This window comes from Candidatus Eisenbacteria bacterium, from assembly GCA_016867715.1.
Lineage (GTDB): Bacteria > Orphanbacterota > Orphanbacteria > Orphanbacterales > Orphanbacteraceae > VGIW01.
In genome coordinates this window covers 1-11,267 of sequence record VGIW01000100.1, presented here as the reverse complement: position 1 = coordinate 11,267, position 11,267 = coordinate 1, and the positions used below count along the sequence as shown (strand labels likewise).

At 66.7% G+C, this 11,267-nt stretch carries 11 protein-coding genes; 10 read left to right on the top strand and 1 reads right to left on the bottom strand.

Annotated features, from left to right (window positions below; genetic code table 11):
• Positions 1-302: 302 nt before the first annotated feature.
• A complete protein-coding gene (gene dnaA / locus FJY73_12595; protein MBM3321504.1) occupies positions 303-1,649 on the bottom strand; it encodes a chromosomal replication initiator protein DnaA in 1,347 nt (448 codons plus the stop codon).
• A gap of 590 nt (positions 1,650-2,239) precedes the next feature.
• On the opposite strand from dnaA, the gene rpmH reads away from it, so the two are divergent.
• The 10 genes from rpmH (at position 2,240) to FJY73_12545 (ending at position 11,209) form a co-directional block, all read left to right on the top strand.
• Entirely contained in the window at positions 2,240-2,374 is a 135-nt protein-coding gene (gene rpmH, locus FJY73_12590; protein MBM3321503.1) for a 50S ribosomal protein L34, read from the top strand.
• Positions 2,375-2,387: 13 nt separating this feature from the next.
• Positions 2,388-2,795 carry a ribonuclease P protein component gene (gene rnpA / locus FJY73_12585; GenBank protein ID MBM3321502.1) on the top strand — a complete coding sequence of 136 codons (408 nt, stop codon included), beginning with the start codon at positions 2,388-2,390 and terminating at the stop codon, positions 2,793-2,795.
• Entirely contained in the window at positions 2,792-3,001 is a 210-nt protein-coding gene (yidD, locus tag FJY73_12580; GenBank protein ID MBM3321501.1) for a membrane protein insertion efficiency factor YidD, read from the top strand. Before rnpA ends, yidD begins: the two co-directional genes overlap by 4 nt.
• A gap of 90 nt (positions 3,002-3,091) precedes the next feature.
• Complete coding sequence (yidC, locus tag FJY73_12575; protein MBM3321500.1) at positions 3,092-4,882, top strand: membrane protein insertase YidC; 1,791 nt, start codon at positions 3,092-3,094, stop codon at positions 4,880-4,882.
• The gene (locus tag FJY73_12570) at positions 4,879-5,580 is read left to right on the top strand and encodes a Jag N-terminal domain-containing protein (protein MBM3321499.1); all 702 of its coding nucleotides are present in this window, start codon (positions 4,879-4,881) and stop codon (positions 5,578-5,580) included. Before yidC ends, FJY73_12570 begins: the two co-directional genes overlap by 4 nt.
• Positions 5,581-5,604: 24 nt before the next feature.
• Complete coding sequence (gene mnmE, locus FJY73_12565) at positions 5,605-6,972, top strand: tRNA uridine-5-carboxymethylaminomethyl(34) synthesis GTPase MnmE (protein ID MBM3321498.1); 1,368 nt, start codon at positions 5,605-5,607, stop codon at positions 6,970-6,972.
• A gap of 31 nt (positions 6,973-7,003) precedes the next feature.
• Positions 7,004-8,341 carry a hypothetical protein gene (locus FJY73_12560; GenBank protein MBM3321497.1) on the top strand — a complete coding sequence of 446 codons (1,338 nt, stop codon included), beginning with the start codon at positions 7,004-7,006 and terminating at the stop codon, positions 8,339-8,341.
• On the top strand, positions 8,313-8,678 hold the full coding sequence (locus FJY73_12555; protein MBM3321496.1) for a hypothetical protein: 366 nt from the start codon (positions 8,313-8,315) through the stop codon (positions 8,676-8,678). The genes FJY73_12560 and FJY73_12555 overlap by 29 nt, the downstream gene beginning before the upstream one ends.
• Before the next feature lie 9 nt (positions 8,679-8,687).
• Positions 8,688-10,562 carry a tRNA uridine-5-carboxymethylaminomethyl(34) synthesis enzyme MnmG gene (mnmG, locus tag FJY73_12550; GenBank protein MBM3321495.1) on the top strand — a complete coding sequence of 625 codons (1,875 nt, stop codon included), beginning with the start codon at positions 8,688-8,690 and terminating at the stop codon, positions 10,560-10,562.
• Positions 10,559-11,209: a 16S rRNA (guanine(527)-N(7))-methyltransferase RsmG gene (locus FJY73_12545; protein ID MBM3321494.1), complete on the top strand. Its 651-nt coding sequence runs from the start codon at positions 10,559-10,561 to the stop codon at positions 11,207-11,209. The genes mnmG and FJY73_12545 overlap by 4 nt, the downstream gene beginning before the upstream one ends.
• The last annotated feature ends 58 nt before the right edge of the window (positions 11,210-11,267 follow it).

The following is an 11,267-nucleotide window of genomic DNA, read 5'->3' as shown; positions in this document are numbered from 1 at the left end:
ACGAGACTCGGGAGGAACCCCCTTCTTCTTTTCTCTTCTTCTTTTCTTGATCTCTTCAGTAGTAGGAGTAGGTCCCTTGGATATGTGGATGGATGGGCGCCGCGAGGCTATCTCCTTCTTGCATCTCTCTTCGGCGATCGCGGTTCTCCACGGGGAGTGTGCACCACCGAGGTCGCTGTCCAGCGTTATCCCCAAGGCGGCGGGAAACGCGGTCTCTCGCCTCGAAGAATCCGCCCCTCGTCCACACGCACAGTGCTCTTCTCCACAAGGTATCCCCGCCGCGCGATCGGGGAGAAGCTCGTTCACGCCGCGATCTCGTCGATCGCCCGGTCGAGACGCGCCCGGAAATCGTCGTCGGCGTTCAGAAGGTGATCGATCTTCTGGCACGCGTGAAGAACCGTGGTGTGATCGCGGCCTCCGAAGCGCGCGCCGATTTGCGAGAGGGAGAGACCGGTCAGCTCGCGGCAGATGTACATCGCCGTCTGCCGGGCGAGGGCGAGAGACGCTGTCCTCCTTTGGGAGAGGAGCCCCTCGAGAGGGACCGAGAAGTGAGCGGCCACGACTTTCTGGATCGACTCGACGGTGGCGTTCTTCGCGCGTCGAGAGAGGAAGTCCTTGAGGATCTCGCGCGCCATGTCGATCGTGACGTCCTGCCCCGTGAGGGAGGAGAAAGCGAGGAGGCGCACGAGCGATCCCTCGAGCTCCCGAATGTTCGATCGGATCGAGTTCGCGATGAAAAGAAGGACCTCGTCCGGGATCGATAGACGCTCGGTCTCGGCCTTCTTTCGGAGAATCGCGAGCCGGGTCTCGAGGTCAGGGCTCTGGATGTCGGCGACGAGGCCCCACTCGAAGCGGGAGACGAGACGCTCCTCGAGGTTCGGGATCTCCTTCGGCAGACGGTCGCTCGTGAGGACGATCTGTTTGCTGGCCAGATAGAGCGCGTTGAAGGTGTGGAAAAACTCCTCTTGGGTGCTCTCTTTTCCGGAGAGGAACTGGACGTCGTCGATGAGGAGGAGATCGACGTTTCTATAGCGTTCCTTGAAATGAAACGTCGATCCGGTCTTCATCGCGTGAATCAGTTCGTTCATGAAACTTTCGGCGGACGCGTAGTGGACGGTGAAGCCGGGGAACTTCTCCTCGACGCGGTGCCCGATCGCCTGAATGATGTGCGTCTTGCCGAGCCCGACGCCGCCGCAGACGAAGAGAGGGTTGTAGACGTGCGCGGGGTTCTCGGCGACCGCCTGCGCGGCGGCGTGCGCGAACTGGTTCGAGCGACCGACGACGAAGGTTCCGAACGTGAAGCGCTCGTTGAGCTGCGGGTTCCGGGGCTTGCGGGGCGCGGGCTTCGCGGGAACCGCGGGGGGCGGAGGAAGAACCGCCGGCTCCAGGCGGCGAAGCGGCTCGTCGGAGACGGTAAAGTCGATCTCCGGGGCGGGGGCTCCGATCGCCTGCCCGAGGCTCTTCTGAATGAGCGGCAGATGGTTGTCCCTCAGCCACTCAGCGAAGAACTGGTTCGGTACCTGGATCCGCACCCCCTCTGCGGAAAAAGAAACGCAGCGAGTGGGAAGAAACCAGGCGTCGTACGTCTGCGGGCTGACGAGCTTCTGAATGATGCCGAGCGTTCGGGACCAGAGTTCAGCGGGAGACATGAGACGAGAACCCCCAGGTTATCCACCGGTATCCACGGGGATAACCACCGATCGAGTGGCGCTTCTCCACCGATCCGGTGGACGGATCGGGCGAAGAGACAACAATCCCCCAAGTTATCCACCGCGGTGGATACACGCGCAACCCCTTCGAGAACAAGTGGTTAGGGACGGTCTTCCGGCGGGGCGCCCCCGGGTTATCCCCAAGGGGGGTATGCGACGGCGGAAATCCGAGGCAAGAAGCAACGCGAGAAGCGTCGGGAGACTTCCGGATCCACACCCCTGCGACGATCCGCCAGATCTTCCAGAGCGCGGGCATCGTACCACGTGCGCGAAAGACGATTCAAGGTTTTTTTTCGAGAGGGCGCGGGTCGATCGGCCCGCGTATCTCGTTGTCGCAAAAGAAGAAAGGCGACGGGCCTCCCCTGTGGACGGATTTTCCACCGAACCTCGCCCGAGGCATCTTCGCGCGCCAATGTTTCCGCTTGACACAATCCCGCGCCGTTTCTAGACTTCGCGCGAAGGCGCGGCCGGAAAAACCCATCGAGCGGCCGCGCGCAGCCTGGAAAGCCCACACAATCGGGGGAGTCAAGGTGAAGCGGACCTTTCAGCCCAGCAATCTGAAGAAGAAGCGGACCCATGGATTTCGGGAGAGGATGAGCACTCGGGCGGGGAGAGCGGTCCTCTCCCGGAGACGAGCGAAAGGGAGGAAGAAGCTCACCCCATAGGAAAAGCGCCTTTGTGGACGAGCGGAGGGAGCGCCAGAAGCTGCGCAAAGCCGAGCGCCTTAGGAAGACCCGCGAGATCGACCGGCTGTTTCGGGAGGGGAGCATCGTAAGGGGGCCGAACTTCCGCCTCCTCTACCTCTCCCGCGGCGGATCGGCAACACGCTCGGCGCGCGCCGCGTTCGTGGCGGGGAAACGGATCGGCAAGTCGGTCGCGCGGAGTCGCATCAAGCGGCTTCTGCGCGAGGCGTTTCGAAGGATCAAGGCGGAATTGAAGACCGAGCCCATCGACCTCGTCTTCGTGGCGAACCGCGATTTCGCGGCGGCCCGGGCGGTGGAGGTCGCGGACGAGATGCGGGTCCTGCTCGAGCGGGCGGGGCTCGTCTCCGCGCGGCCGCCCCGACAAGAGGGAACGCGCCCGTGAAGACGGCCTTGATCCTTCTGATTCGCTTCTACCGGTTCTGCGTGTCTCCACTCATTCCTGCTTCCTGCCGGTTCCATCCCTCCTGCTCCGCGTTCGCGCTCGATGCCGTGCAGAGGCACGGCTGGGCGCGCGGCGGCGTCCTGGCGGCGCGGCGCGTGCTGCGCTGTCATCCGTTTCACGGCGGGGGGTACGACCCGGTCCCGTAGGCGCGAGCGCGCGGAGCGGACCGAACCTCCCTGCGGCTGCTTCCCTCCCCCGCGGGAGGCGAGGCCCGTCTTTTTCGAGCGAGGAAGAGAGTGGACCGGAAAGCCCTGCTCGCAATCGTCCTCTCGACGATCCTGATCATCGCGTTCCAGATCCTGTTCATCCATCCGCCGGAGCCCCCGCCGGAGGGAACGGGCCAACCACCGCCCGAAGGCGCGCCCCCGCCCGCGAGCGACGGCGCGATCGCAATCCCGCAGGCGCCGGCGGCGGACGCGGGAGAGGCTCTCCCCGTCGCGCCCGGTGCTCCTGCGGAGGAGGAGGAAGCGGGGTCCCGGATCATCGAGGTCGCCACCCCTCTCTACGAGATGGAGATCGACACGCGCGGGGCGTCGATCCGCCAGGTCCGCCTTCTCCGGTTCCCGGGGAAGGAGAAGCGCCCGGTCGAGCTGGTCGCGGCGGGCGCCCCCGGCGGGCTCGGGCTCCTTCTCGAGACGGGCGAGGGGGAGGTCGACCTCCGGGGCGCGGTGTTCCGATCGGACGAGGACGGGGTGCGGCTCACGCATCCGGAGGAAGGCGGGGAGATCGTCCTCGAGAAGCGTCTCGCGAGCGGCGTCGCCGTGCGGAGAACGTATCGATTCCGCGCCGATTCGTATCGGATCGACGTCGAGCAGACGATCGAGGGGGCGGCCGGCGCGCCGAAGGTCTTCTCGTACCGGCTTCTCTGGGAGCCGGGGATCGCGTTCACCGAGGAGAATCGGGACGAAGAGAAGCGGGAGATGGCCGCGGTCACCTCGCTCGCCGGGAAGGCGGTGCGCGATCCGGCGGGGAAGGTGAAGGAGGAGGAGCCGGTCGAGCGGACGGGGGACGTCCGCTTCGCCGCCCTCAAGAACAAGTACTTCGCGATCGCGCTCCTTCCCGCGAAGGACTCGGGGGCGCTCGTCCGCATTCGGCGCATCGCCGGCGAGGAGCGGGTGTCGCTCGACGTCAAGATGCCGATCGCCTCCGCGGGGAAGGAGGAGGCGCGCATCGGGCTCTACGCGGGCCCGCTCGACATGGATCTCTTGAAGAGCGAAGCAGTCGGCCTCGAGGGGATGATCGATCTCGGCTGGAGCGTGATCCGCCCGATTTCGAGCCTCACGCTCGCCGTCATGAAGTTTCTTTACAAGTACGTTCCGAACTACGGCGTCGTCATCCTGCTCATCACGCTCCTCACTAAGCTCCTCTTCTACCATCTGACGCACAAGAGCCTCAAGTCGATGAAAGACATGCAGCGCATCCAGGGGCAGGTTTCGGCTCTTCGCGAGAAACTCAAGGGGGACGCGCAGCGCCTGAACAAGGAGATGATGGCGCTCTACAAGCGCGAGAAGGTGAACCCGCTCTCCGGGTGTCTCCCGATGCTCCTCCAGATGCCGGTTTTCATCGCGCTCTACCAAGTTCTGCAACGAACGATCGCGCTCCGCAAGGCGCCGTTCGTCTCTTGGATCGACGATCTCTCGAGGCCGGACGTTCTCGCGGATCTTCCATTCTCTCTCCCCTTCCTCGGTTCGCACCTCAGCCTTCTCCCCCTCCTGATGGGCGTGTCGATGATCGTGCAGCAGAAGATGACGACGATCGATCCGAGGCAGAAAGCGATGATCTACATGATGCCGATTCTCTTCACCGGCCTTTTCTACCGCCTTCCGTCCGGGCTCGTGCTGTATTGGCTGGCCAACAACGTCCTCTCCATCGGCCAGCAGTACCTGATGAACCGCGGGGATGAGAAGAACGCGGTCCGGGCCGAGGCGGCCACCGCGGGCGGCGAGGAGAAACCGAACGGTCGAAACCGGAACAAGGCCACGGGCCGGGGCCGCAAAGAGCGGCCTCCCACGAAGGAGACGACATGAGAAGCGTCATCGGTGAGGGACGCACCGACGCGGAAGCGCTCGATCGCGCGCTGAAGGAGCTCGGAGCCAGCCTCGACGAGGTGCGGGTGGAGGTGTTGGAGGAAAAACGCGGGGCGCTGTTCGGCCTCCTCGGAGGGCGAAAGATCCGCGTCCGGGTGACCCGCCAAGAGGACGCCGCGCGGAAGATCGAGGAGGTTCTCGACGGAATCCTGAAGCGCCTCGGAATCGGCGCGCGCGTGAACGTGCGCGCGGACAAGGGAGATTATTCCGTCGAGGTCGTGACGATGGAGTCGGACGGGCTTCTCATCGGGAAGCACGGCGAGACCCTTCATGCGATCGAGCATCTCCTCAACCGGATTCTGCACAGAGACCGCGGAGAGCAGGGGCGGGTACGCGTCGATATCGGCGGGTACCGCGAGCGGCGCGACGACCAGCTCCGCTCGAAGGCGCTCGGCATGGCGCGCAAGGTGAAGGAATCGGGGCGCGAGCTCTCGACCGATCCGCTCTACTCGCCCGATCGGCGCGTGATCCATTTGGCGCTCACGGGCGATCCGGCGGTTCGCACGTACACCGTCGGCGAGGGGCTCTACAAGAGCGTGGTGGTCGCCCCGGCGGGCGGGCGGAGCGAGGGGGTGCGGGCCGGCGGCGGCGAGAAGAGGCCGCGACCCGCGCGATCCGGAGACCGCCGCCGGCGGTAGGAGCGGCCGGCCGGCGGTGGAACGATGCCGTACCGGGAAGGGGACACGATCGTGGCCGCGGCGACGCCGCCCGGGGTCGGCGCGCTTGCGGTCGTGCGCGTGAGCGGGCCGGAGGCGATCCCGATCGCCGACCGGGTCTTTCGCGGGCGGGTCCGCCCCTCGGACGCGCCGCCGCGCACCATTCTTCGCGGCGAGGCGGCGGAGGAGAACGGCGAGGCGATCGACGAGGTTCTCCTCGTCGTCTTCCGCGCGCCGCATTCCTATACAGGTGAAGATTCCGTCGAGATGTCGTGCCACGGGAGCCCGTACCTCGTGCGCCGGCTCGTGCGCCGTCTCGCCGAGGCGGGAGCACGCCTCGCGGAGCCGGGCGAGTTCACTCGGCGGGCGTTTCGGAACGGGCGGATCGATCTCGCCGAGGCGGAGGCGGTCGCCGACCTCGTGCGCGCGCGCACGGAGGGGGCGGCGAGAAGCGCCCTCGCGCAGCTTCGGGGCGGACTGTCGGCGCGGATCGCGGCTCTTCGAAGCGCGCTCCTCGATCTTCTTGCGGAGGTCGAGGCGGATCTCGACTTCGCGGCGGAGGAGGATGTCCCGCGCTACGACACCGCGCGCGCGGCGGCCGTTGTCGCGAGAGCGCTCGCCGAGACGGAGGCGCTCGCGCGCTCGGGCGAGAAGGGCCGCCTTGTGCGCGAGGGGATCCGCGCGGTTCTCGCCGGACGGCCGAACAGCGGGAAGTCGACCCTCTTCAACGCGCTTCTCGCGGAGGAGCGCGCGATCGTCGCGCCGGAGCCGGGGACGACGCGCGATCTTCTCGAGGGAGAGATGGAGATCGGCGGCCTTCTCTTCCGCCTCTTCGACACGGCCGGCCTCCGCGAGGGGGCGCGAGGCGTCGAGGAAGAGGGCGTGCGGCGCGCGCGGAAGCGGCTCGAGGAAGCGGACCTCATTCTTCTTGTGATCGATCGATCCGAGGCTCTCTCGGACGAGGACCGCGCGCTTCTCGATGCGACGTCCGAGCGAAAGCGGATCGTCGTGCTCGCGAAGAGCGATCTTCAGGACCGCAGCGGAAAGCTCCCCGCGGGCGAGGAGCAAGAGGCGTCCGACGTTTCGGCGCTCCGCGGCGACGGCGTCGCGGCTCTTCGCGAGAGAATGGCGCGCGTGATGGGCGGCCTCGAGGCGGAGGCGCCGGGGGATGCGGTTCTCGCGAGCGCGCGGCACGCCGAGGCGCTTCGCGGCGCCGCCGCGGCTCTCGCGCGGGCGCGCGGCGTCGCCGCCGAGGGGGAGCTTCTCGCCGAGGATCTTCGCGAAGCAATCGCGCGCCTTGGCGCGATCACCGGCGAAGAAGCGAACGAGGAGCTTCTCGATCGAATCTTCTCCCGCTTCTGTGTGGGGAAGTAGCTTCGCGAGGCGGGGCGAGCAGGAGGGAGCGTTGAGAGAAGGACCTCTGGCCGATTTCCTCGATGTGCAGCTTGCCGACTATGCGGAGCGTTGCGAGGACTACCGTCGCCAGTGCGCGTACTACCCGAAGATCGTGTTTCTCCTGGTCGCAATTCTCTCGACGACGCTCGGTTGGATGGTCGGAACGGGCCGTCCCGCCGACTATCTCTGGATCCTTCCGATCTCCGTCGTCGTGTGCGAGGCGGTGGCGGTCTTCTCGGTTTTCGTCTTCTGGTCGAGCCGCCTCATGAGGGATTACATCATCGAGATCGAGCGCGCCCTCAACTTTCTCGCTGTCGGGAAAGGGAAGATTCACTCGACGGACGAAGATAGGGAACCGGAGATCGCTTTCGGGTATCACTACTGGACCACGAAGAACCCGCTTCTCAAGAAAAGGCGCGGGGCGCGCAAGTTTGCGTCGGCGCTTCTCGCGGCGATCTTCTCGTTCCTTCTCTGGCGGATGTGGGCGCTGGGCATCGATCATCGCTTCTATGTCGAGCACCGCTCGGCGGCTCTCGTGCTGGGCGGAGCCGCCCTCTTCGCGCCGCTTTTCGGCATCGTCGGTTATCTGTGGGCGCGAAGGAACATCGCGGCGCGGCACGCCTCTCAGGATCCGTTCGCGGGCGAGGGAGATCAGGCCGGTTTTCCCGCGACCACGGGCGTCCCTCCTTCCCTTTCGGAGTCCGACTCGCTTCGCATTCTCGTCGCCGACTTCGAGCAGAGGAACGACGACTTCCGCCGGATCGCGGACAACTATGCCCCGTTTCTCACTCTTTTGCTCACGGTGCTGGCGGGGAGCGTCTCGATCTATCTTCCCGGGGGAAACGAGTGGGTCTTCGCGGTCGCGCCGGTTTTGCTCGCGACGATTCCCTTCTTCATCGTGACGAACTACCGCGCGCTGAAACCGTTGAAACAGTATATCATGAGGCTCGAGGAGGCTCTCGACGCGGCGAGCGCGAGAGGGGAAGGCGGGGCGTATAGGCCGCACGCGCTTCCGACGCGGGGGTGCGGCGCAGGGGGCGAAGCGCCCGACGCCGGCGGGTATCGGGTCGGCTTCTTCCGCGTGATCCGGGAGAAGTACTTTCAGAGGGCGGACGGGAGCGAAGCGCACGCCGGGAGCCTCGCGGTTGCGGGGCCCGCGATCCTCGTGTTTCTTCTTCTCCTCGCGATCTCCGTGGCGCGCTCGTACCCCTGGGTCCGTTCGGAGCATCCGGAGCTCCTCGCGCAGTACGTCGCGGTTGTGGCGGCGACGGTTGTCATCGCCGCTCTAGATGCGTGGCTCTATTTCGAGGCGAAGACCGTTGCTCGCGACGACAAAGATCGCCGCTGATCTCGCCGCGCTCTCGGCGGGCGGGGTGGTGGCGTGGGGTCTCCTGCTCGCGTTGGCGATCGAGATCGCGACGAGCGTCCTTCGATTCGGTTTCGGGATGAAGGCGACGGAATCGACCGCGTTCCTGGCCGGCTACACGGCGGGTCTTCGGATCCACCACGGCTACGTGGGTGTCGCGCTTCTCCTTGTCAGCTTCGCTCTGGCCGATCCGGCCTGGCGAAAAGGAGCTCTCGTCGCGGGGATCGGGCTCGTTGTGTCGGACCTGGCGCACCATTTCCTGGTCTTGTGGCTGTTGACCGGCCACCACGAATTCTACTTCCGATATCCAAAGCCTTAGGAGCGGGCCGTGCGCGGATGCGACGTTCTCGTGATCGGAGGGGGGCACGCGGGATGCGAGGCGGCGCTCGCGGCCGCTCGAATGGGATGCTCCGTCCTCTTGCTCACGCACGATCGTTGCGCGCCGGCGCGGATGTCGTGCAACCCGGCGATCGGAGGGCTCGCGAAGGGACAGCTCGTCCGCGAGATCGACGCGCTCGGCGGGGAGATGGGCCTCGCGATCGACGCGACCGGGATCCACTTTCGCGTGTTGAACGCAAGCCGCGGGCCGGCTGTGCGGGCGCCGCGCGCGCAGGCGGATCGCGATGCCTACTCGGCCTACATGCGGGACGTGCTGGAGGGCCGGCCGAACCTCGCGATCGAGGAAGGGGAAGCGGCGGACCTTCTCGTCGAGAGGGGACATGTTGCGGGGGCGGTCGACGCCTCCGGACGGACGTTTCGCGCGCGCGCGGTCGTGCTCGCCGCGGGGACTTTCCTCTCCGCGTGCATGTACGTGGGGGAGCGCTGCATCCCCGGGGGGCGCCGCGGCGAGCCGGCGGCGGAGCGTCTCGCCGAGCGGATGCGCGCGCTCGGGTTTCGCACGGCGCGCCTCAAGACCGGAACGCCGCCCCGCCTTCGAGGCTCGACGATTCGCTACGAGCGAACCTGCGAGCAGAGGCCGGACGATCCGCCGCGGCCCTTCTCCTTTCGGACCCAACGCATCGAGCGAAATCAGGTTTCCTGCTGGACCACCGATACGAACGAAGAGACCCACCGCGTCATCCGCGCGTCGCTTGACCGCTCGCCTCTTTATACAGGAAAGATTCAGGGCGCCGGTCCGCGTTATTGTCCATCGATCGAGGACAAGGTCGTCCGCTTCGGGCACCACTCGTCGCACAAGATCTTCCTCGAGGCGGAGGGCGGCGCCGAGGATCTCGTCTATCCGAACGGGATCTCGACGAGCCTCCCCGAGGAGACGCAGCGCGCGTTGCTCCGGACGATTCCCGGGCTCGAGGACGCAGAGATGGTCCATCCGGGCTACGCGGTGGAGTACGATTTCTTCCCGACCGATCAGATCCGCCGATCGCTCGAGACGCGGCGGGTGCGGGGACTTTACTTCGCGGGTCAAGTGAACGGCACCTCCGGCTACGAGGAGGCGGCGGCGCAAGGGCTCGTGGCCGGCATCAACGCGGCGCTCGGCATGGATGGCCGGGAGCCGATCTGCTTCGGGCGCGGGGAGGCGTACATCGGCGTTCTGATCGACGACCTCATCACGCGCGAGCCGGAGGAACCGTACCGCCTCTTCACCTCGCGCGCGGAGCATCGGCTTCTTCTTCGCCACGACACGGCGGACATTCGTCTCGCTCCACTCGGCGTCCGCCTCGGGCTTCTCCCCGAGCGGGTGCTTCGCCTCGCCGAGGAAAGAGACCGGGCGGCGGCGCGCGAGATTGTTTATCTCGAAAGCATTCCGGTGACGCCCGAGGGGGGAAGCCGAGCGCTCGTCGAGGCGGGGATGAGGCCGGCGTCGGGGCCGACCACGCTCGCCGGCCTTCTTCGCCGCCCCGAGGTGCGCTATGAGGATCTTCTCGCCTTTCGAAACGGGGAGCCGGTGCCGCCGGAGGCGGTCCGGCGCGAGGTCGAAACGCGCGTGAAGTATGCCGGCTACGTCGCGCGCCAGACCCGCGAGGCGGAGCGCCTCGCCTCGATGGAGGGGCGGCCGATTCCCGAAGCTTTCGATCACGAGACGATCCGCGGCCTCTCGCGCGAGGGGCGGGAGAAGCTCCTTCGCTTCCGTCCGGAAACGGTGGGGGTCGCGTCGAGAATCGACGGGGTCTCTCCCGCGGATCTCGCGCTTCTCGTCGTGCACCTCGACCGGAGGGAGCGGGCGCGCTCGGCGAACGGATGAAGAACCACATCGAACGAGTCGTGGCCCGCGCCCGCCGAGAGGGTCTCCATGCGCCGGACGGGGCGCCGGAGCGTCTCGCGAGCTATGTTTCTTTAGTCCTCAAGTTCGGAGAGAAGTTCTCCCTTCTCTCCCGCGCGGATCTCACCGCCCCGCGGATCGCGAAGCGGCACATCGCCGACTCGCTCGGCGGGCTACAGGTCGCCGCCCCCTCGCCCGGCGCCCGCGTTCTGGATTACGGAGCGGGCGCGGGGCTCGTTGGGATCGTGTGGGCGATCGTGCGGCCCGACCTCGCGATCACGCTTCTCGAGTCGAGGCGGAAGAAGTGCGCGTTCTTGTCGCGGGCGGTCGCGGATCTCGGTCTTGCCGGGACCGATGTGTGGGAAGGGAGGGGAGAGGACGCGGGGCCGCGCGCGGGATCGTTCGACATCGTGGCGAGCCGCGGCGTGGCGACCGACGAAGAGACGATCGAAGCGTTCGCGATCCTTCTTCGTCCGGAGGGGGCGGCGCTCTTCTTCAAAGGTCCGGAGAGCGCTCGTGCCGCCCGAGAGCGGATCCAGCGGAGCACGCGCTTTCTCCCGCCGGTCGAGTCGATCCGCCTACTCGGCGAGGGTAAGAAGCGGATCTATCTCTTGGCGCGGCGCGTGTAGCCTTCATACGACAGAAACGCCGCATGTGTCTTCGATGCCGGGGGGCGGGGCAAGGAGC